The sequence below is a fragment of the Ileibacterium valens genome, assembly GCF_001945525.1.
GTDB classification, from domain to species: domain Bacteria; phylum Bacillota_I; class Bacilli_A; order Erysipelotrichales; family Erysipelotrichaceae; genus Ileibacterium; species Ileibacterium valens.
This window is the reverse complement of the sequence record NZ_MPJW01000090.1, coordinates 16526-39345: the sequence shown is the minus strand read 5'-3', so window position 1 is coordinate 39345 and position 22820 is coordinate 16526. Positions and strand designations below refer to the sequence as shown.

Genomic DNA, 22820 nt, shown 5'->3' with positions numbered 1-22820 from the left:
GGCAAAAGAAGGATAAAGGGCAAGGTCGAGATAATCATCGACAAAGGAACTGACAGTAGTGAAGACAGAATCCATCTCAATATGAGGGAAGAGAGAATGGAGCAGTGGCAAACGGCCCTGAATCGAGTTATAGTGTGTTTGGTAATTTTGTTTATTGATCATGAACATATTTTACCAAAAGAGGCACCTCATCCATTACGGATCAGGTGCCTCTTTTTATTTTTGGACTGTCAGAAATTTAACAGCCCCTTTAAAGTTCTATGATTTTGTCTGGATGACTCAGAATAACTGGCTCAAAATATCAGCTCATCGCTTCAAAACGAAACATCCAATGAATTTAGCATTTTGATTTTTTTGTCTTGCTGAGTTCTGAATCTTAGAAAATCAGGTTACGTGGAGTTCTTGGATAAGGCTGAACATCACGGATATTCTGAACTCCGCTTAGATACATCAGCATACGATCGAATCCTAATCCAAATCCGGAATGCTTGCAGCCGCCAAAACGACGCAGATCAAGATACCATTGCAATGGTTCTAGTTCCATCCCCATGTCTTTCATCTTCTGTTCAAGAACATCATATCTTTCTTCACGCTGTGATCCTCCCACAAGTTCTCCAACATAAGGAACAAGCAGATCACAGGCAGCTACCGTCTTTCCATCCTCGTTTTCACGCATATAGAAAGCTTTTATATCCTTTGGATAGTCTGTCAGGAAAACAGGTCCCTGAACCACTTTTTCGCAGATATAACGTTCATGTTCACTCTGCAGATCCATTCCCCAGAAGATGTCTTTATTTTCAAACTGATCAGCCGCCTTTTTAAGCTCTTCAATCGCCTCGGTATAGGTCATTCGTTTGAAATCAGAACCAGCCACATGCTTAATGCGGTTAATGCATTCCTTATCTATCACCTTTTCAAAGAATTCCATTTCTTCAGGAGCATGTTCAAGAACGTAATTGATGCAGTACTTGATCATATCTTCAATCACATCCATGTTATCAGAGAGGTCGGCAAAAGCCATTTCCGGCTCAATCATCCAGAACTCAGAAGCATGACGTGTAGTATTTGAATTTTCGGCACGGAAAGTCGGTCCAAAGGTATAAACATTTCTGTATGTTAAGGCAAATGGTTCAACGTGAAGCTGTCCGGAAACAGTCAGCTGAGCATGTTTCGCAAAGAAGTCTTTTTCCCAATCCTGATCGGTTCGGGTTGTTACGGTAAAGCATTCTCCGGCTCCTTCAGCATCATTGCCTGTAATTTCAGGTGTATGAACATAAACATAGCCACGATCCTGAAAGAACGTATGAATGGCCATGGCTAGAACTGAACGTAAGCGAAACATGGCGTAATAAGTATTTGCGCGTGGGCGGACATGCGGTATTTCTCTGAGGTATTCAAAGCTGTGTCTTTTCTTTTGAAGCGGGTATTCATGATCAGCCATGCCAAGAATTTCAATTTTAGAAGCCTGAATTTCAGCTGGCTGTTTGGATTCAGGTGTCAGGACGATTTTTCCTGTCACTTCAATCGCTGAGCCAGTAGTGATTTTCTTTACTTCTTCATAATCATCCATTTCCGGAAAATAAACGACCTGCATCCCATTAAATGAACTGCCATCATTCAACTCAATGAAACCCAGATTTTTGGACTTGCGGTTAGTTCGAACCCATCCCTGAAGTACAACTTCCTGCCCATCTAAATCCTGCAGATTTTCTTTGATTTTTTTAATTAACATAGTTAACTCCTTTTATCTCTTCACTTTCCTGATCAGCAGAGCTGATCTGCCTGAATTCATCACAAATTTTGTCGCTTTGCTCTGATCATCCAATAATTTATGACAGAAAGCAAAAAAAGTTCCAGCCATATAAAATGACAGGAACGATTCTTTACAAGACCGCGGTACCATCCCGACTTCTGCAAAAACAGTTAGATTTTGCAGCACTCTGACCATAACGGCGGTTTCCGGGACTGTCTACCTTTCCATAAACCTATAAGACAATAATAATGCCTCTGAGATCTTACTGGACTCTCTCCAATCCGGCTTCACAGCTGTTCTTTTTGGGAGCGGGCGACCGGCTTTCACCATAATGCCGGCTCTCTTCAACTTTCGATCCCTGAAGTTCTGCTTCGATGCCTTTGAATATTCTCAATGATTTTTCTACTAAGAATCTTGTATTTCAACTACTTGATTTCCTGACTGGTTCAGGAATGGGTCCGATTTATCATGACCTGCTTTCTATTTTCAGGCCTGATCGGATGTGGCGATTTGTGGATGAGGTTCATCCGAAGATGTGGTATTCATGGAATTTGTCACGAAAACAAGCTCCTGAATCGATGATACCACGTCTACATATTTTACGACAATGCCGCGCGGGACTTTAAAATGTTCGTGCGTGAAGTCAACAATACCGGTGATTCCATTCTTAATCAGCCGATCGACAGTATCCTGAATATTTTCTGAAACCGTCAGAATTGCGATTCGGCATCCTGCAGGCATCATTTCTTCAAGCGTATCCATATGGTAAACCTGAACTCCAAACATGGATCCGACTTTTTCAGGATCGGTATCAAAAGCACAGGCAATTTCTCCTACGACATAATCCCATTTATTGTAATTAAGCAAAGCTCTGCCAAGGTTGCCAGCTCCGACCAGAATGATTTTCTCATCGAAATCGACCCCAAGCTCTGCATTGAAAATATCAATCAGCTTATCGACTTCATATCCATAACCCTGCTTTCCAAGGTTCCCAAGAAATGAAAAGTCTCTGCGGATGGTCGTCGGTTCAATATCGACAAACTGCGAGAGTTCTTTGGACATGATTTTCGACACACCATTTTTCTGCAGCTTTCTAAGCGCCTTCAGATAGACTGGATATCGCTGCAGAGTTGCCTTAGGTACGCTGTTCGCGTTTCTCATATTTATCACCGAAGCTATCATAACACGAATGATTTAATTTGTGAATAAATCAATTTTATTAACAAAAAGCTTTCATCAGACGTCTGGTACCGCTTTTTACAAATCGGGGCATATCAAAAAGAACCAGGGGTGGATTTTTAAATTTCATCCCTTTTTCAAATCCCTGATGGACATCAGACAGCTTGCTGCTGAGCATTCCAATCCGCTCCTGCAGCAGTGTGGGCACAATCCAGCGCGATGAAAGACGAAGCAGAAATCCCCATAAGCTAAAAACGATCAAAAGACTCAGAAACGAATTCAAGTTAAGCGACAAGATCAGAATTGGAAGGATAATCAGTACAATAGCAGTACTGATCAGCACGCATTTTCTTTCGATCTTATCCGACAATGCCTGATAAAATGGTCTTTTTCGATCGATAAAAGCTTTCAGAGACGGATTTGGAGCATTTGAAAATTCAATCTTTGGAAACATCTTTCGCATCCATCGTACATTTTGCGCTTTTTCAAGCTGCATCATTCGCATCAGACAATACATCTGAGCTTTTGATTGCTGCTTTCGCATATATTCGCCATAGAAAGTTTCAAGAATTCGAAAATAGTCATTATCTGACATCTTTTCACCCTGAATTTCACTGACAAATTCGTGAAAAGGAGTGTGGTCTGAAGAAACAGATAAAATCATATCCTTCATCTGCCGCTCAATCTGATTCAGGGCAGCAATAAATCGATCAGCCATTTCTTCAACTCCTTTCAAACTTCACTCAAACGATCCTCTTATCATTACGATTGTTACTACTTACAAAATTCTTTAAGTCTGCGTTTAAAACAGAATACCAAACCAGTGATAAACCGCTTCAGCGATTTTGTTTTTAACCAGCAGTCTCCTTATTCTTTTTTACGATTCGAATTGATCCTGTAAGGATTCCTGGGCGATTGAAAGAAGAAGTCTGAGTCTATTTTCCTGATTCACTTTAGCGGATCCTGGATCATAGTCAATGGCTGTGACATTGGCATTAGGATACTTTTTTTGAATTCGTCCCATCATTGCTTTACCAATAATATGGTTCGGCAGACAGCCAAACGGCTGCACACAAATGATATTGTCATATCCCTTGCTGGCCAGTTCGGCCATTTCAGCACTTAATAACCATCCTTCTCCCATCTTGCATCCAGTAGAAATCATTTCGGCGCCTAATTCCTTGAGCTCTTTATATGAAGCGGGAACAGTAAATTCAGAATACTGTGCAACGGCATCAAGCATCAAAGATTCATACTTCTGCAAAAATTCAAACATGGCTATCGACATCAGCTGAGAGCTTTTTCTTCCTCCATACCGTCTGGCATCTTCAATGGGTATATCGGCCGCATAAAGCAAAAACTGCATAATTCCAGGGACCATGACTTCGCAATCGTTATTCTTCAAAAAATCCTCGAGATGATTATTGGCCAAGGCAGAATACTTTACATAGATTTCTCCAACAATTCCACACTTGATTTTTGGAATACAATTCACTGGAATCTGATGAAAGCTTTGCGCGATCTTAGCCGCATTTCTTTTCATCGTCTTCAGATCATATCCATGTCCTTCATTAAAATGTTGACTCAGCTCATTGATCCACGCTGCCACCAGCTCTTCCGTCTGCCCTTTATGGGTTTCGTAGGGAGAAGTCTGATTGGATAATGCCATCAGTAAATCCCCATAGGCCATAGCTGCGAGCATTTTTCGAAGCAAAGGCAAATTCAGATCAAATCCAGGCTGCGAATCCAGACCCGAAATATTCAGAGAAATCACCGGAACCTGCTGATAACCAGCCGCATCCAGGGCCTTTCGCAGTAAAAAGACATAATTGCTTGCTCTGCAGCCGCCGCCCGTCTGCGGCAGAATCAGAGCAGTATGACCTGGATCTGCCATTCCATTCAAAAGAGCATCGAGCATCTGCCCGATCGTTAAAAGAGCTGGATAACAGGTATCGTTATGAACATACTGCAATCCAAGTTCACAGATCGACGCTCCTTCATTCATCAGGCGCATGGCATGATAGCCGCTTGCATTGAGGATATTTTCAAGAAAGCGGAAATGAATGTCGAGCATGTTTGGAAAAAGGATGGTATGGGTTTGTTTCATTTCTCTGGTGAATACCGGTTGGCTTACTCGATTGGTCATACTTCTCCTCTGTTTCATGATCAGGCTTCTGTTCTCTTTTCAGATTCTGAAGTGAACTGGATCCCTTTGGATTCCACTGAGAATCGGCGGCTGCAAGCATAGAACGAAGTCGAATGCGGATGGCTCCCAGATTTGAAGTTTCATCGATCTTAATCTGGGTATATAACTGAGAACTGTCTTCAAGGATGGCTCTGACTTCATCCGCAGTGATGGCGTCGACGCCGCATCCAAAACTGACAAGCTGCACCAGAAGCAAATCAGGACTATTGATTTTTGCCACATATTCAGCCGCTGCATAGAGTCTTGCATGATAAGTCCATTGATTTAACACATCTGTATCCGCCTTTTTCGTATGGTGGGCAATCGAATCTTCCGATAGAACAAGACACCCCAAAGAAGTCAGGTACTGATCAATTCCATGAATCACTTCAGGATCAATATGATAAGGCCGTCCGCATAAAATGATAATTTTCTGTTTTTTCTTTCTTGCCTCTTCAAGCCATGAATCAGCCATCCTGGCAACATCATCCATATAGTCGTAATAAGCCTGATAAGCATAATCAATGGTACGATGAATCTGAATTGCCGATAGGGTTGGATCGATTTCATCGCGAATCCATTTTGTGAATCGCTTTTTAAAATCCTTTGGCCGATGGATCCCAAAATAAGGTCTTAGAATCTCGGGACCAGAGTTTGTACTCTGAGCGGATTCAGCATAATAAGCCACAATGGGACAATTATAATGGTTTACACTCTTTCCTTCATCCAGGTTATAAGAAAGACAAGGCCAGAAGATATGATCGCACTTCATTTTCTTCAGGCGTTCGATATGACCATGAGAAAGCTTCGCAGGATAGCAGACTGTATCGCTTGGAATTTTTGACTGGCCTGAGTGATACAGTTTCGCATCTGAAAAGCCCGATACCGTTACTCCAAATCCAAGTCGTGAAAACAGAGTATGCCAGAAAGGAAGAAGTTCGTACATATTGAGAACCAGTGGAATTCCTATTGTCTTTTTCTCTGTTTCAAATGAGTCAAAAGCTGCTAGTTTTATCCTTTTATATTCATAGATATTATTGGCATTTTGTGACTTTCGCTTTACGAGAGGTTTATCGCATCGGTTACCAGAGATGTGAGTTTTTAGATGTCCGAAAGAATTCATGGTTAATAAACAGGAATTTGTACAACCTTTGCAGCGAAAGGTTCTGGTCTGATGCTGAAAATTTCTTAGCTGCTCCTTTTTTAGAATCGTTGAGCCTGCAGAAAGTGTCTCCTGTTGTGATCTGGCATAAAGAGCCGCACCATATGCGCCCATCAGCGAGGCCATCGCAGGTCTGATGACTGTAGCGTTCGTTTCAAGCTCAAAGGCGCGAAGGACGGCATCATTTAAGAATGTCCCCCCCCTGCACCAGAATGTGTTCTCCGGGTTTTTGCCCCTTTGGTATTCGAATCACTTTATATAAAGCATTTTTTACCACTGAAATCGCCAGGCCTGCCGCTATGTCTTCTAATGAGGCTCCATCTTTCTGAGCCTGCTTGACTCTTGAATTCATAAAAACTGTACAGCGGCTTCCAAGATCAACGGGGTGTCTGCTTTCAAGGGCTTTCTTTGAAAAAGTCTCCATATCATAACCGAGAGTCTGTGCAAAAGCCGACAGAAATGAGCCGCAGCCTGAAGAACACGCTTCGTTTAAATAAATCTGATCAACAGTCTGCTCATGAATGTGAAAGCATTTGATATCCTGTCCACCGATATCAATAATGAAATCTACCTCTGAATCATAAGTTTGGGCTCCTAAATAATGGGCGATAGTTTCAACCACTCCAAAATCAACCCGAAAAGCTGCCTGAATCAGCTCTTCTCCATATCCAGTCGCTGCACTGGCTGCAATCGATGCATCTGGAAACTGCTCCTGAACATCTAATAAGAACTTTCGAACATGCTCAATGGGAGTTCCGCCTGAAAAATCATAACTGGAAAAACACAACCTTCCCATTTCATCAATTGCAGCGCATTTAGTCGTTGTTGAACCCGCATCGATTCCCACATATAAGTTTTTTGGCCGCTCATCGAGAAGATCTGAAAATTTTGGAAGCTCTATCGAATGTCTTAAATGAAATTCTTTCTTTTCCTGTTCGTTTTTAAATAAAGGAGGCAGGCTCTCAAAATCAAAAATCTGCTCAACTGCATCCATTTTCGCTAAAATATCTTTTAAAACTACGGATTTTCCTTTAGCAAGAGCAGCCGCACCAAAGGCAACATAATACAAAGAAAGATCAGGATTGATTCCTCTGACATTCAAAGCTTCATCAAATGATTTTCGCAGCTCAGAAAAAAAAGGTCAGAGGTCCGCCTAAATAAACGACATTTCCTTCAACCGATCTTCCATGAGCTAACCCTGCAATGGTCTGAGAAACGACCGATCGAAAGATGGAAGCCGCGATATCTTCTTTTCGTGCACCCTGGTTGAGCAAAGGCTGGATATCGCTTTTTGCAAAGACTCCGCAGCGGCTGGCTATTGGATATAAGCGCTGCGCCTTTTTAGCCAGTTCATTCAGCTGCTTTGAAGATACCTGCAGTAAAGAAGCCATCTGATCGATGAAGGATCCAGTTCCTCCTGCACAGCTGCCGTTCATGCAGAAGTCCATTCCTCCATTAAAGAAAAGAATCTTGGCATCTTCACCACCAAGTTCAATTACCACATCACTTTCTGGAAGCAAATGCTGGATGGCTTTTCTGGTGGCATAGACTTCCTGTGAAAAATCCAGGTCAAGCTTTTGCGCCAGTCCCATCCCCGCTGATCCGGAAACAGAAATATAAAGTGGATCAGAATACATCTTTGATAATGATTCAATGACCTCTTTGCTTTTAGCAATAATCTGTGAATGATGACGATCATAACTCGAATGAAGCACTTTATCCTGTTCATCAAGAACAATGCATTTGATCGTCGTCGATCCAATATCCAGTCCAATACGAAGCATGAATAACCCTTTCTAAGAAATCGAAATCCGCAATTCTCATGACAAATTAAATCCTGAATGATTAAAAAGAATTCAGAATCATACGGATCGATTTTCTCAGTCGAACAAACGAATAGGATTATTATGAACGATTTCAAAAAAAATGCAGAGAAAAACGCTATCCAACGGGATAGCGTTAGTCAGATTTCATACATTTCTGATAGATTATTGACAATTTTTACTCATAGTAATTCGATTCTTGAAGGAGCAGATCAAACAGCTGCCTGCCGCTTATCCATCGGCATTCGTTTTAAGAGCGAATGGGTGAGCAATCCAATGCATAAACCGGAAACAATCGATAAGGCCACCAGAATCGGTAAATACAACTGCATAAAGTACTGCTGATAAAGAATGGTGATAGCAGCAACCTGCCCGATCGAATGCGCAGCAGCTCCCGCTACACTCACGCCATAAATCGAAAAAATCTTGCTTTTATACGCTGCAGCCATTGCGCATATGGCCAGAGTTCCCCCAGCCATGGAAAGCATGAACGCAACGGAAAACAGAGTTCCCTGTCCAAGAGCTGCCAGAACAATTCGAAGCAAAGTGACAATAACCATCTCACGAAGTCCAAACGCGTATAAAGCATATAACCCGACAATATTTGCAAGACCAAGTTTGTATCCAGGAACGATCATAACCACCGGGAAGAAACTTTCAATCAGCTGCAGCAAAATGCCAGCAGCAGTCAGCATGGCCAGCCGTACCATTTTTTGAATTGGTGAACGCCTCATGAAATGACTGTATCCTCCTCTTCATCTGCTCCTTCAATGGTTATAACCGTATCATTTGGAAGGCAGACAATTGGAGTATTGACTGAATCTACATATCCCTGCATTGAGCAATAATGATTCGGTGAATTTTCCTGAGTAACCGCAACGGATCCATCCTTAACAGAAATATGTACATTTCCCAGGGTTCCATCCACATCATAATCTCCATCCTGACTCAGATCGATTCGCATGATTTCTTCATTTCGGATCTTTACGACGGCTGTTGAAGGCATAATCGAACCATTGAAAAGAGGAATCAAAGAAAGCACAGAAAAGATCATCAGGCAGATTATTAAAATCCCATCTGCTTTTTTCATACACCCACCATTAAATGAACCACCCGGTCCACTCCATTGCCAAAGCGATCAGTAATTCGAACGGTTATATCCTGCTCTCCCACGACAAGAGATGCATCCAAAGGAGCCTCATAATAAACTTCAGAAAGATCTTTCGCATCAAACACAGATGCCCAGTCGATGATCTGTCCATACCCTACTGAAAGTTCAGTGACGTCATTGGTAATCGTCGGCGGTTTCGTATCTTTGATCTTGACCGCAAAAGGTGTTCGCTTCGATCCATTGACTAAAACAAAGTCATATTCCCCAACCGCCAGATACTCACTGCCAGTACTCACAAATCGATTATCGAGCTTGGCAATCCCTGGAGTTTCTACTTCGATCGAGAGTTTTTTTGAATTGACTTCATCAGCGTTTTCAAGATAAACATCCGGATTGGCATAGACATCAGCTCCAAGTTCGAGTGTAAATGTCTGCTTGGCAAGTTTAGGAGGCTGAAAACAGCCCGCAAACAGTAAAGAAGAAACCGCGGCCGCCACACAGAGTTTTTTAGACACCGAACAATCTCTTTTATCCTCTTTATTTTTATCCCCTTTAATTCCTTTTTTATGAAAAAGGAATTGGGTAATCTGATCTTTCATGATCATCAAAGAGTGTTGATCATAATCATTTTGTCTATTCAGAGCCAGCACTCCCTTCTACAGCTTCTTTTTTCTGCTTTCGAAGAATACTTTGCTCCTTTTCCCTGATTAAAAGGTTTGCAAGTTCCCGTATTTTCGAAATTCTATGCTTCATTCCTGATTTGGTAATATTTTCGCCATATTCTGCCTGAATTCGTTCGCAAAGTTCATTGACTGATGCCTCTGGGTATTTCTTGCGAATTTCCATGACCCGCCTGACTTTTTCAGAAAGCATTCCCGTTTTCTGTTCACTTTCGATCGTATCAATCCAGATCAGCTGTTCCTGACCAGCCTTGATGGATTTCATCTCATTGGCCACTTCACAATTATCCAGACGAGTGATCTGATTATAGAAGTCCCGCTGAATCCGGGTATCTTCAAATTCAAACAGAGCATTGCTTGTTCCTAAAAGTCTTAAAAAATCAGCGATCTTATCCCCGGTTTTCATATAAACGACCTGTAAATTCTTTCGCCCGATTCGTTTTGCCGGAAAGTAAAATCGATTCATCAGCTTTTCGATACAGGCCGCCAGTTCCAGTGAAGAGCAGGACATTTCCAAATGATAATTTGGAGTTTTTGGATTATTAATCGAACCCGAAGCCAGAAAGATCCCCTGTAAAAAAGCTCGCGCATTTTTCTCAGACCGAATCAGACGATAGGATGGCACAGGAGATAAACCGCTTTCCCGCATGATCGTCAGATCTTCGAGAATATGAGTAGCCGAGTCATGAACCTGAATCTGGTAAATATTGTTTTTTTTCAGATTCATCTTCCGTATTACGGATAATTTGGGTTCAATTGCATAAGTTACCTTAAACAATGAAAATACATGTTTAGCAATCGCTGCATTTTCAGTCTGAAAGGAAAGATACCAGCCGCGTTGATTCATATTCAGACTTGCCCGATCGAGCAGGATCGCACAAAGCTGTGCTCTGGCCTGTGCCGGATCAAGTTCTACCAGGGTTATTTCTTTTTTTATTTCACTTGAAAACGACATAGCGGCCTCCTTTATTTCTGCTGTTTCAACTTATTTCTAATCTTTAAAAACTGAATGATCTTTTTGATCATTCAGTTTTTTGTCACTATTTTTCTTTGAATTATATAATCTGATCATTGACTTTGCGGATCATCTTTGACTGCTCGGATTGAGGTCACAGAATTTTTCCGAATTTTCTATTGCGATATTTCTGAAGCTTGCAGGTCAGTCTTTATGACAGGCTTTACTGAATCGGAAAGCTGTTTTACGAGCTCTTCGACAACATCGGCAACAGCCATTGGATCGTGCCTGATTTTTCCTTTTTCATCGATTAGAATCAATGGGCGTTTCCAGACCTGATAGGTATGGGTTTCGGATAAGGCATTGATTGGATAACCCGCCGATTTTTCATACAGCTGAAGAGTTTCTTCAGGAATTGGGCGGCTGTTTAAAATGCAGCAATCCACTGCATTTTTATACAGGTGTTTTTCAAGGGCGCTTACATGATCTTCCATGGAAAATCCATCGGTTTCTCCAGGCTGACTCATCGCATTGCAGAAGTAGACTTTTGGACACAGATTGTTATAAATCGCCTGCGAGATTCCATCGACGATCAGATTAGGGATAATCGACGTATATAATGAGCCAATACCATAAATGATCAGATCAGCTTCTTCAATGGCTTTCACCGCTTTGGAATACGGTTGAACCTTCTGCTGATAGAAGACCTTTTCAATGGAGTTATTCAATGATGGAATATTCTTTTCGCCACGTACAAGAGTTCCATCAGCCATCAGCGCATACAGAATGGCATTGTCCAATGAAACCGGCAGAATTTCTCCACGAACTTTCAGAACTTTTCCAATTGCCTGAACGGCTCCCATAAATGAACCGGTAATATCCGTCAGCGCTGTGAAGATCAGATTGCCAAGCTGATGACCGCCTACATCTTCATCTCCCGAGAACCGATAATTCATCAAAGCCGGAAAAATCGAATCATCACGATCGGCTGCCATAGCGCAAAGGACGTGACGAATATCACCCATGGCAGGCATATCATAGTTATCCCGAAGACGGCCGGTACTTCCACCATCATCGGCTACAGAGATAATGGCCGTCAGGTTAATATCATCAAGTTCCTTAAGACCCTGCATCATCGCTGATAATCCGGTACCGCCTCCGATCAGAACGACGTTTTTCATCTGAAGCCTCCTCTATTGGAAGTCTCATCCTGACTTTCATCATCAGCAGCCTCTTCCTGAATATCGCGGTGACTTCTCCAGCACCGGTACTTATCTTTATAGGTTTCATACAGCCAGTTGGCGATGGAGACAGAACGATGCTGTCCGCCAGTACAGCCAATGGCAATGATTGTATGATTTTTTTGCTGAGTTCGGTAGGAGTCCAGGACGAAATCGATATATTCCTTTAATCTTCGAATGAATTCCTGAGTTTCTTCCTTACCCATCACATAATCGTAGACTTCTTTCTGATTTCCGGTTTTATTTCTTAAAGCCGCTTCATAAAACGGATTTGGAAGAAAACGTACGTCAACGACCACATCCGCATCCATCGGAATCCCATTCTTAAATCCAAAAGATTGAAAAGTGACTCCAAACTGGTCGTTGGTTTCGTTTGTAAAATATCTTCTGACCTGGTTATTCAAAGCCTGCGGGGTGATTTTTGTCGTATCAATATGAATCGTGTTTTTCATATTCTGCTGCAGATGATCAAAATAATCACGTTCAAGTTCTATAGCTTCTTCGAGTGTTGTAGCCATATTCATAGTGATTAAGGGATGCTGTCTTCTTGTAAATCGATAGCGCAGCAGCAGTTCATCATCTTCCGCATCGACAAAGATCACCTGAACTGGTCGATTGAGCGCATCGAAAAAATTCATAAACTTCAGGTATTCCAACGCGCTGACCGCAAAAGCCAGCCGGTCGTATTTTGGATCCCCTTGTTCCATCAGGCTTTCCATTTCACCCAAGAGTTCACTTGGAAAGCTGTCAATGCAGTAATACCCCAGATCTTCCAGAGCATTCATCGCCGATGTTTTTCCTGCACCGGACATTCCTGTAACCAGGACAATCTTTTTATCCATACCCGGTTTCCCCCTTTTTCTGTCATTTTATCACAGGCTATTCACGCAAAAAAATCCTGCCAGAGCAGGATTATTCATCGTCAAATTCAGTTTCAAACCGGTGAATATTATCATTGCTTCCAATAATGATTATCGTATCTCCCTTTTCAAAAACAAATTCCGGTTGAACATCTTCAATTGAATTCTTTCCGCGTTGAATGGCAATAATGCTGATCCCCCAGTTCTGACGCAGATTCAGCGAATCCAGTTTCTTGCCAGCAAATTCATCCGGTACTTCTACCTGAGCCACATCAATATTTCCAGAAACAGAGAAGTAATCCATCACTCGCTTATTCAGAAGCTGGTTGGCCAGACGTTTGCCCATTTCCCGCTCAGGATAGACCACTTCAGCGCCGATCTTGGAAAGAATCTGCCCCTGATCCAAAGAATTGGCTTTGGCAATGACTCTTGGGACTTTCAGATTGATGCAATAGAGCGTGGTCAGAATGTTGACGTCCATCGCTGATCCAATGCATACGATGGCTACCTGGACATCGCCTACTCCAATTTCTTCAAGAGCTTTCTGATCCATATGATTAATGACGTAAGCATAATCGCTCAGATAACGCAGATCGCGGACTCGGTCCGGGTCCTTATCGACAAGTATGACTTCCTGGCCATTATCAACCAGAGTTTCGGCAACGGCTGTTCCAAATCGTCCAAGTCCGATGACGGCATAGGCAGCCTGCTGTCTGGAAAATTTATATCTCATAGTTCCTCCCTCGTATTACTTGAGAACGTGATTTAAAAACGAATTTCTGGAATACCTTCATCTTCGACAGATTTCAAAAACATTTTAAGCCATTGCAGATTAAGCCCATATCCAGAATTTATTATCCTCTGCTTCTAATCAGAAAAAAGTAATCGATATCTGATCCATGCCATTCATGGATTTCAAAGCAATGTTTTCATCTTCTTCGATGCGAAACTGATTAACCAATCAGAACATTTTCTTCGGTATACCGGGCAGCCTTTTCTGAACCGGTAACCAACAGGTTGGCAATCGTAACCGGACCAAGGCGTCCGATAAACATGCAGATCATGATGACCGCCTTGCTGAAAAAGCTCAAATCCGGAGTCAGCCCCATGGATGATCCAACCGTGGCAAAAGCACTTGTCACTTCTACAAGAACCTGATCCATATCTGCCTGCGGATTTCCAATCATCACCAGAAACGAGCCGCAAAGAACAACGAACATTCCAAAAAACAAAACGACAAACGCTTTTGAAAAGACCAGATCAGGGATTCGGCGATAAAACACGCTGTCTTCATCATGCTCAGCTGAACTTGAAAAAGCCTTTACCGCTGCAACAAAAACAGTTGTCGTTTTTACTCCGCCGCCGGTTGAGTTTGGGCTGGCTCCGATAAACATTAATATGGTAAAGATCAGAATGGCTGAATGAGAGAAATTCGCTAACGGATAGGTCGCAAAGCCTGCGGTTCTTGCAATAACGGATTGAAACCAGGCTTCAAGCCATGTCTGATCCGTTGTCAGTTTAAATATGATCGTTCCGCCAATCAGCAGGCTTAGAGTCATCACAATGACAATCTTGGTATTTAAAAGTAAAGACCGCCAATGAAACTTCTGCTTAAACAGGTCAATCAGGGCAATAAACCCAAAGCCGCCTGAAATCACCAGAAACGAAGTCACCGTCACCATGGGAATATTATCGGCATACATTGTTAATGAATCATAGCCACCCAGAATATCAAATCCGGCATTATTAAACGCGGAGATTGAATGGAAGCAGGCAAATCCCAGCGCCGACCATGGATCATAGTTCTCCATGAAGATCGGCCAGCATAGAAGAGCGCCCGCAAGTTCAATTCCAAACATCACCCATAAAATTTTACGAGCCATCTTCAGAATCTCAGAATACCCCATCAGATTCTGAGCCTGAATAAATAAAGAACGGGTTTTAAATCCCAGCTTACCTCCAGCCAGAAGAATCAGTCCAATTCCCAGCAGGACAATTCCCATACCTCCGATCTGGATTAAGACAGCCAGAACCAGACGCCCGAAAAAGTTATAGGTCTGACCAACAGGCACCACAGTCAAACCAGTCACACAAACCGCACTGACCGCCTCAAAGAGACTGTCAAAAAAACTGACTTCAGTTCCCGGATTTCGACTGATCGGCAGCCAGAGCAGAAAGCCGCCAATTAACATCACCAGTCCAAAACCGACGACGAGAAGCCTCGCCGGCGAAGTCTTCACAAACCATCGTTTGATATTCTTTGTCATTTTCATTTCCTTTTCACTGCTATATTCAATTTTCAAACTTTTAATTCGTTTTCTTCTAATTATCAAAGTTATTCTACTGAATTCAACCAAAGCCAATTTTAATATGGAACAATCCATAAGGCTTTGATTCGCCTTATGGAAGGGTAGTTCAGTATGAGAATCAGTCACTTTAGAGACTGAAATCCAGATGATTGAGCTTTCACTTTCAGTTCAATTGTATGTCTTCTCTCATAAAACAACAGGTTCAGACAGATTCATCATCAGAAACAAAACAGACCTGCCCATTCAGCTTCATCATAGCCTATCCATCTGACAAACCAACCTTCAGCGCTCAGATCCCTGATTCAGCACTATAAAACCAATGAACTTTAATATCTGATTTTAATTCTGTTTTACCAGATTCTAAGGTCGAAAGGATATAAATTTGGTCTTTAAACCGTCAAGTTTATGTATTTATTGGGATCGAAAACAGATCTTTTTCTCATTTTGTTCAAACCGGGTTTATACCGTTATATCTTTTTAGTAAAAGAATTCATTGCAGAACACCTGAAACTGATCTTTATCTGAATGGTCAACCGAGCTGGATTTAAAACCATCTGCACTCAGATCCATAGTCCCATTCAACTGTCTGACTTTATAGAGCAGACTCAGTTTTCTAATTGCTCAGTTTATTCAAACCTTTTTGAATAAACTGAAGAAAGGATAAATCTTATAACCATGGACCATCCTGTCATCTTTCTTGATTTCGGTGGAGTTCTGGAGCCACATCTTAAACCTGATCACTTATCCCCCGTAATTGATGATCTCAATATCAGATTGGCAGACGAACTTGGTGAACCTGAACTCAAAAATATCAATAATTCAATTGTAAATATCGTTTACCGCGATTTTGATCCTGTCTGCTGCGCATTCCTTGAAAAACTGATCAGGGAATTTCATGCCGAAATCGTTGTCACCTCTTCCTGGCGAATATTTCATTCATTGTCTGAATTGAAGGCTTTGATGAAAATTCAGAAAATAGAACCCGTAATTGCAAAACTTCCTTCAGGGAGCATACGCTCCGACCTGATTCGTAGTTACCTCAGACATCATCCTGGAGTGAAGTACATCATCCTGGATGATATGAACCTTTCAAAGCCATTTGGAAATCATTTCATTCATTGCCCGAACGGTTTTTATCTTACTGAATTTGAAAAAGCGCGGTCTGCCCTGCGCTTTCAATCATGAGCGAATCAGGAACTCTGTTATGATCTGACTGTTTTCTCTGCTGTTTTTTACAGAGTACAGTCATTTTTTTCTTTTTCTGATCAAAGAATCTTTACTATGTTTTCTAAGGCAATTTTTCATTTCTATAATTTAAAGCCTTTTTTATTGTCGTAAAACGAATTAAAGCAATGGATATGAATATATTAGGAGAAAGCGAATGAATTTGAACCCAATCCATCACCCTTATGATTTAAATGAATCTAATTTCTTAATTGATTACTTAATTGGCTCAAGGATGAATATACGATGAACCTTTCGTTTTTTAAGAACCCCAGAAAGGCAGCCTGGCTGATTCTTTCCATATTCCTGATGGGGCTTATCTTCTTTTTTTCAAGTCAGAACGGAAGTGATTCTTCAGGCCTCTCAGGTCGCTTTCTCTTTCTTTTAACCTGGTTTCTGAGTGAACAGCAAGCCTCATTTTTGATTCGCAAAGCTGCTCATTTCTCGATCTATTTTTGTCTGGGGTTTTCGATCAGCGGAGTATTTTTACCCGTAAACTTCCCTGATCATTCGAATCTGAGTGATGCTGATCAAAATAAATGCGGGATATTGCAAAATGGATTTCAAAAGCCATTTCTGCTCAGTTTAGCAGTCGTATTTCTGTATGCCTGCAGCGATGAATGGCATCAGACATTTACGGATCAGCGCTCAGGTCAGTTCAGCGACGTCCTGTTAGATACCTGTGGAGGTTTATGCGGAATTCTTCTGCATAGTATCCTTTCAATATCGTCCTTAAAAAACACAAAATCATCCTGACACAAAATTCCTGAAAATACGGTAAATATGGCATAATTGGCAATTCATCACTGATTATGCTAAATTGAAAATGGTGATATCTGATGAACAACCGAAAAAGCCAATGGCTGCGGCCTGCTCTTATTCTTGTTCTGGTCTGTGCGGCGCTTGCTGCTCTGGTGTATCCATTTTTTGAAGATTTGATTCATCCAAAAATGTATATTCTTTCAGATAGCGAAAAGCTGACCATTACAGAACCCTATCTGCTGGCCGGAGAGGTTGCAGAAGATTCTTTCACGATTCCAAGGGGAGCAAAAGTAACCGTCGAAGAACGCGGAAACGAAAAAACGAAAGTTGCCTATAAAGATGCTATTCTGACAATTCCAAATGAGAATCTTTCAGAAAGCAAACTCGATTGTGTGGATTACGAGTATGTCTATCCAAGAAGAATGCTGAACCTGCGTGAAGATAAGGAAGGTCATCTTTCTGATCTGATTGTTGAAAAAGGTGAACAGCTCAAAGTTGTCAATGCTCTGGCCAGTGATCTTGATCCTGAAACCGGACGAATCGCATGGTTTGAGATTGAAAAAGATGGCCAGAATTACTTCATTCCTGGCGGTCTGGTTGAAACCACCCATGAAAATGCAATGAAGCAATACGGAACCGATCTGAAATACAATGCGGTTTATGACAATACATTTTATGATGGTTATTCTCAATGGGCCTATGTCGATCAGAATGATTTCAAAGGAATGGAAAGCATTAACTACTCTGATAATCCGATCCGGGAAAATCTGCGTGGAGTTCACGTAACCCTTGAAAACTTAATCAAGAATAAGGAAGAAATTAAAAAAATCGCCAGAGAATCTGGTGTGAATTGTCTTGTGGTTGGATTGAAAGGCTTGAATGGACAGCTTTACTATGACAGTGAGGTTCCAGAACAATATTACAACAGCACTGAAAATGTGTTAAAAAATGTACTGATCAGCAAGGAAGATCTCAAAGACCTTGTTCTTGAAATGGAACAGGCAGGCTTTTATATGGTTGGCCGTATGGAAACATTTGCAGACAACTCATATGCCGTTGATCATCCTGAACAGGCCATAACGTATAAAGGCACCGATGAATTAGTCGTTCTTTCCGAATCCTATTGGGCCAGTCCTTACGTTCGAGACGTATGGGAATATAACGGAGCCCTTGCTAAGGAATTTGCAGAAATTGGGTTTGACGAAGTCGAGTTGGATTACTGCCGTTTTCCGGATAATGGAACAAAGCTGGAAGCCGAAGGAAAACTTGAATTCCATAATACATACAATGAGTCAAAAGTCAGTGCCATCCAGGGGTTTCTGTACTATCTTAGAGAACTTCTTGAACCGCTCCATACCTATGTTGCGGCTGACCTTTATTCAGGTGTAGTGGCAGAACAATATGATTACGATATTGGTCAGTATTATCCGGCGCTGGTAGCGGCTGCGGATATTGTTTCTCCGATGCTTTACCTTGACCAGTTTCCTGCCTGGCTGTATGGCTTTCAGGATCTTGATAAAGAAGCCCGTCAAATCACAGAAGCTTTCACTAAGCAGGCTGATGAACTCGGTAACTCAACCGTTTATCCTGCTGAAATGAGACCCTGGCTGCAAGGCTATAACAATACGAACGCAGATCGTTTATGCCGTGAAATCCTCGGATTGACCGATGCCAATCTGTTTGGATATCTGGTTTGGACGGACCAGGGATCAATGGATACGCTCGACTATTTAAAAGATGGTCTGATCTCCACAGATCCTGCCCTCGAAGCCTATCAGAAAGAACAGGAAAACCAGTAATCTCTCATTTTGAATGTTTTCCGTATAACCAATATAAATAATCCATATAAACAAAACCTCCCATGATTTCGACTCGAATCTGTCGCGAAATCATGGGAGGTTTTACTATCGCTTACTGTTCAGGATAAACTCTCGAAAGAAATTTCTTCTTATTCACTATGGCTCGACGATGTAATCCTTTACCAATACAGACATCCTTCATCCAGGCGGTGACCTCAAAATCCAGAATTTTTCCCTGGTCTGAAAGCAGATTGGCTTCTATTCGGATGTCCGCTCCTTTTGGTGAAGGAGCATCATGGGAGACATTCATTGAAATTCCTACCGATGTCTGCTCTTCTGAAAGATCAAGGCAAAGACAGGCTGCCTCTTCCATCCAGGCAATCATCTGCGGAGTAGCCAATACAGGCAATGAACCGCTTTTCATCGTACAGGCCAGTCCTGCTTCTTCGACTTTTCTTGTCACTGATACTGATGTTTGGTGTTTGCTCATACTATATATTCCTTTTCCTTTCAATAATTGCATGATCACAGATGCAGGCCTCTAAATAATTGTGTAAAAAGATTTCAGCTGATCAAATCATTCTATTAATCATGCTTTTTCTCTGATTTCACACTGAAAGCCCTTTGGCATGAAGAGGTTCCAAATGATTTTCTTCCTGTGATTTTCGGAACTGATTTTGATGATATAGAATGGAATACATGAAAACCAGTTACCAAAATGATATCAGACTGCTAAAAAAAGCAAAACGGAGGATTATGTCCTCTGCCATTATGATGTATGCATTAATATGCCTGTTCTTTTTTGCAGCATATTTTGTATTAAATCAGAGTTTTCTTCCACAGTCCGAATTCCTCGACATGATTTATATCACGTCTACAGTGATCAGCTCCATTGCATGGCTTCTTGTCGTATTTGTCATTGATACCGGCAAGCCTGCAGCTAAAACTGTTTTTTATGCAATGAGCGCTCTGCAGGGGGCCTTTTCCTTCTGGCTGTTATACAAGGTTTATTCAGACCCGGCCGCCTGGATTGTCTGGCTGATCTGGGCAATTCTAATGCTGATTGAAACTTACTTTTTGTTTCGTTTTGGACGATGGATGTTTACCTCATACTATGGAAAAATCTTTTTTGATAAAACCCTTGTCGTATATGAGGACTCCGACATGAACGAAAGACCAGTTTCGAATCCAGGACGGGTAAGCAACTCCTATTCTTACAATCAGCCAGATCGACAATCAGAAAAATCTCAAAGAGAGTTTCAGAGCCCTAATGCTGCTCCGGTACGAGTTCCTGATTTCTCAAGCCCGGATGCTCGTTATCAGGCTGAATATGATTATGGCCCAAAAGAAAACAGCCAAAGCCAGAGTCGGGTTCGCAATCGACTTGCAAAACATCCATGGCTTGCTGGAATCTTCATGCTCGATCACGAGCCCTTGACCTATCCCAAAGCCGCAGTTCGCTTAGGAGTGATTGTCTACGGAGAAATGGTTCTGTTTCCAATTCTGACTGAAGTCTGCAGCATACTGTTTAAATCGGCAAATGGCAAATTCACTTTTGCAACTTCAATTATGTTTACTCTATGCATTATTTCCGCCGTGATCTGGACGATTCCAATGTTTTTTCTGTATCTAAAACAGACTGGAGTCAAAGCATTGATTGTAATAGGAATTGGGATTGAAGTCATTGTAGGAATCAGCTATTTCTATGTTCTGAGAGGCTACTATATCCATCCGCTTGAAGATCACGTTTACAGACTCTCTGTTTTTTTATGGTTTGCTCTGTTTGATGGAATTCGATTATTAATTCTGTTGTGGGCTATCCTGCCGATTCTTAAAATTCCAAGGCCAACACCTGAAGAAGTACAGAATCAGTTTGGCGAAATGAAATTATTCTCAAATACGTCTTTACCAAAAGTAAAAATCCCAGATCCAAAATCACTGATCGATCGAGTCCTTGATCTTAAAACTGCTGAGGATGAATATGATGATGAATACGATATAGAATTTAATGATCTTGAAGATGAAGAATTAGAGAACAAGAACATTTCTGAATATATAAACAAAGTCAATGAAACTGCAGATGATGAAACTCATGTCAGACTCCAGGATAAATCAACCAGATCCACTCAATTCAGTAAGAATTCCAAAACAAATCAATCTGAAATTTATTCAGAAGATTCCCTGGATCTTTCAATTCCAACTTTTACTAAAAAGAGAAATCATGGTCATCCAACTCACTCTGATTTAGCTTATGAAAGTAATGACAGCCTGAAAGATCAATCCGATGATCCACTGATTTTTCTTCCAGGAGATGATGGATTTGACAAACTATCCTGAGTCATTTCGTAAATATCATCGTAAAAAATAGAATGCCAGCTTTCAAACAAAGAAAGAAGCCGCTATCGCTTGATGTTAAATCAGAACGATAGCGGCTTTTATTATAAATTCATGTCAAAAAAGTCTAAACGACCTTTTTTAAACGATTGTAAATCGAAAATTCTATATCTTTGACTGGCAGGATCAGAGTTCCCATATTTTCTACGACCGTACTTCCAAATCCGCGTTTAAAATCGAAAAGTGAATATCCCTCTTCATCCTTGTTAAAATTTCCACTGATTCCAAAGAAATTGTAAGATTTTCTTCCAGCTGCGATTGCTCTTTTAATTTCTTCATAATGAATGGCAAATGGAGCGTTGTATTTAAAGAACTCATCGTAAGCTCCAGAATGCATGTAAACCGTCTCGTTGACTGTATTCAGGAAAATACAGCCGGCAAGCAAAATTTCATCTCCATATTTTTCACAAAGTTTTTGTGCTTCATCAATTTTCTTGTCAGCCAGTTCAATGGCTTCAAGCAGGACCTTCTTTTTCTTGTTGAACTTCTTGCTTGATGGAGTTTCTTCAAGCTTCTTCTCTACTTCCGCCAACTCATTTTGACTGTCCTCTTTCAGGCGTTCCTGTGATTCAATGGTTTTTGAAGGCTCCATAAACGCCAGCAACAAGTCGGCATTGTCCTGCCATGCGGCCATTTCTCTTCGATAATAGTCTTCATCACCACCATCAAAGTTGTTTCTTTGCCCGGTGTGAATCATCATATCGGTAAATTTTTTCAGATCGGCATCATTCCTTGCCTCTCTGATGCTCAGATCAAACTTACGAGCGCGATTGATCGACCATCTAGTCTGCTGATCCATATCCTTAAGAAGAGTGTCAATATCCCGACCATCAAAATAAAGCACTGACATCCACATCGGATCTTTTGAAAGATCATATCCTTTTTCAGGAGGAAGATATTTATATCCTGCTTTTTTAAACAGTTTAGGAATATTGGTATGATCAAATCCACCTTCTACAACCTGACCATTCTGGTCTCTTTCGATTAATGGTAGGTAGGGACTCATCTGCATATACAAAATGTTTTGCGAGGCAAGCCAGGGTTTTAAAGTTTTTGTGGTTTCCTTAATTAACTCTTCATCTTCATAATTCATCAGAATACCACCTGGAATCAGACAGTACTGATAAATCTTAGCTACCGGAGCCTTCGCAATTAAAGCGGCAGCCTTCAGTTCGTCTTTTTCATCGACAAAGCCAATCAGCGACGTATCATATTGACCGTTCTGTAATTTTCTTTTTTGCTCGATCGAATGTAAAAAGGACCAATTATCCTGTTTCTGACCAAAATCGAGATATTGGTCATTATCAATCGTTTTAATCGTTAATTTCATTCGTGCGGCATAAAACCCCAGACGTTAAGATAAAACGTCAGGTACAGAGGAAT

21 protein-coding genes are annotated in these 22820 nt (G+C 41.3%); 4 read left to right on the top strand and 17 right to left on the bottom strand.

Features of this window, described 5'->3' with window-relative positions:
* Positions 1–376 precede the first annotated feature (376 nt).
* The 15 genes from asnS to BO222_RS03785 form a co-directional block, all read right to left on the bottom strand.
* The gene (gene asnS / locus BO222_RS03860; protein WP_075818516.1) at positions 377–1732 is read right to left on the bottom strand and encodes an asparagine--tRNA ligase; all 1356 of its coding nucleotides are present in this window, start codon (positions 1730–1732) and stop codon (positions 377–379) included.
* 507 nt (positions 1733–2239) lie between these two features.
* Entirely contained in the window at positions 2240–2914 is a 675-nt protein-coding gene (locus BO222_RS03850; protein WP_075818512.1) for a redox-sensing transcriptional repressor Rex, read from the bottom strand.
* A 58-nt stretch (positions 2915–2972) separates the two neighbouring features.
* A complete protein-coding gene (locus BO222_RS03845; protein WP_143356928.1) occupies positions 2973–3650 on the bottom strand; it encodes a hypothetical protein in 678 nt (225 codons plus the stop codon).
* Between the two features lie 159 nt (positions 3651–3809).
* Complete coding sequence (locus tag BO222_RS03840) at positions 3810–5078, bottom strand: 2-hydroxyacyl-CoA dehydratase (protein ID WP_075818508.1); 1269 nt, start codon at positions 5076–5078, stop codon at positions 3810–3812.
* The gene (locus BO222_RS14050; RefSeq protein ID WP_075818506.1) at positions 4978–6405 is read right to left on the bottom strand and encodes an acyl-CoA dehydratase activase-related protein; all 1428 of its coding nucleotides are present in this window, start codon (positions 6403–6405) and stop codon (positions 4978–4980) included. The genes BO222_RS03840 and BO222_RS14050 overlap by 101 nt, the downstream gene beginning before the upstream one ends.
* Positions 6406–6460: 55 nt before the next feature.
* The gene (locus tag BO222_RS14045) at positions 6461–7381 is read right to left on the bottom strand and encodes a BadF/BadG/BcrA/BcrD ATPase family protein (RefSeq protein WP_233131201.1); all 921 of its coding nucleotides are present in this window, start codon (positions 7379–7381) and stop codon (positions 6461–6463) included.
* A gap of 25 nt (positions 7382–7406) precedes the next feature.
* Complete coding sequence (locus tag BO222_RS14040; protein WP_075818502.1) at positions 7407–8063, bottom strand: acyl-CoA dehydratase activase; 657 nt, start codon at positions 8061–8063, stop codon at positions 7407–7409.
* Positions 8064–8314: 251 nt separating this feature from the next.
* Positions 8315–8836, bottom strand: coding sequence for a Gx transporter family protein (locus BO222_RS03820; protein WP_075818500.1), 522 nt, complete (start codon positions 8834–8836; stop codon positions 8315–8317).
* Positions 8833–9192: a NusG domain II-containing protein gene (locus BO222_RS03815; protein WP_075818498.1), complete on the bottom strand. Its 360-nt coding sequence runs from the start codon at positions 9190–9192 to the stop codon at positions 8833–8835. Before BO222_RS03815 ends, BO222_RS03820 begins: the two co-directional genes overlap by 4 nt.
* Positions 9189–9728: a hypothetical protein gene (locus tag BO222_RS03810; protein WP_075818520.1), complete on the bottom strand. Its 540-nt coding sequence runs from the start codon at positions 9726–9728 to the stop codon at positions 9189–9191. Before BO222_RS03810 ends, BO222_RS03815 begins: the two co-directional genes overlap by 4 nt.
* A 118-nt stretch (positions 9729–9846) precedes the next feature.
* The gene (gene whiA, locus BO222_RS03805; protein ID WP_075818496.1) at positions 9847–10848 is read right to left on the bottom strand and encodes a DNA-binding protein WhiA; all 1002 of its coding nucleotides are present in this window, start codon (positions 10846–10848) and stop codon (positions 9847–9849) included.
* Between the two features lie 176 nt (positions 10849–11024).
* Positions 11025–12029, bottom strand: a complete 1005-nt coding sequence (locus BO222_RS03800) for a gluconeogenesis factor YvcK family protein (protein WP_075818494.1) — start codon at positions 12027–12029, stop codon at positions 11025–11027.
* Positions 12026–12931, bottom strand: a complete 906-nt coding sequence (gene rapZ / locus BO222_RS03795; protein WP_075818492.1) for an RNase adapter RapZ — start codon at positions 12929–12931, stop codon at positions 12026–12028. The genes BO222_RS03800 and rapZ overlap by 4 nt, the downstream gene beginning before the upstream one ends.
* Positions 12932–13001: 70 nt before the next feature.
* Positions 13002–13682, bottom strand: a complete 681-nt coding sequence (locus tag BO222_RS03790) for a potassium channel family protein (protein ID WP_075818490.1) — start codon at positions 13680–13682, stop codon at positions 13002–13004.
* A gap of 220 nt (positions 13683–13902) precedes the next feature.
* Positions 13903–15216: a TrkH family potassium uptake protein gene (locus BO222_RS03785; RefSeq protein ID WP_083647662.1), complete on the bottom strand. Its 1314-nt coding sequence runs from the start codon at positions 15214–15216 to the stop codon at positions 13903–13905.
* Positions 15217–15933: 717 nt separating this feature from the next.
* On the opposite strand from BO222_RS03785, the gene BO222_RS03780 reads away from it, so the two are divergent.
* The 3 genes from BO222_RS03780 to BO222_RS03770 all read left to right on the top strand — a co-directional run bounded on the left by BO222_RS03780 (position 15934) and on the right by BO222_RS03770 (position 19043).
* The gene (locus BO222_RS03780) at positions 15934–16443 is read left to right on the top strand and encodes an HAD domain-containing protein (RefSeq protein ID WP_075818486.1); all 510 of its coding nucleotides are present in this window, start codon (positions 15934–15936) and stop codon (positions 16441–16443) included.
* Between the two features lie 285 nt (positions 16444–16728).
* Entirely contained in the window at positions 16729–17238 is a 510-nt protein-coding gene (locus tag BO222_RS03775) for a VanZ family protein (RefSeq protein ID WP_075818484.1), read from the top strand.
* Positions 17239–17321: 83 nt separating this feature from the next.
* Positions 17322–19043, top strand: coding sequence for a putative glycoside hydrolase (locus BO222_RS03770; protein WP_075818482.1), 1722 nt, complete (start codon positions 17322–17324; stop codon positions 19041–19043).
* A gap of 112 nt (positions 19044–19155) precedes the next feature.
* Here the strand turns inward: BO222_RS03770 and BO222_RS03765 are convergent, their stop codons facing one another.
* On the bottom strand, positions 19156–19533 hold the full coding sequence (locus BO222_RS03765) for a thioesterase family protein (RefSeq protein WP_075818480.1): 378 nt from the start codon (positions 19531–19533) through the stop codon (positions 19156–19158).
* A 368-nt stretch (positions 19534–19901) separates the two neighbouring features.
* Here BO222_RS03765 and BO222_RS03760 point away from each other — a divergent pair, with 368 nt between their 5' ends.
* Positions 19902–21380, top strand: a complete 1479-nt coding sequence (locus tag BO222_RS03760) for a hypothetical protein (protein ID WP_143356927.1) — start codon at positions 19902–19904, stop codon at positions 21378–21380.
* A gap of 124 nt (positions 21381–21504) precedes the next feature.
* On the opposite strand, the gene BO222_RS03755 is transcribed toward BO222_RS03760, so the two are convergent.
* Positions 21505–22767, bottom strand: a complete 1263-nt coding sequence (locus BO222_RS03755; protein WP_075818476.1) for a peptidoglycan bridge formation glycyltransferase FemA/FemB family protein — start codon at positions 22765–22767, stop codon at positions 21505–21507.
* Positions 22768–22820 lie beyond the last annotated feature (53 nt).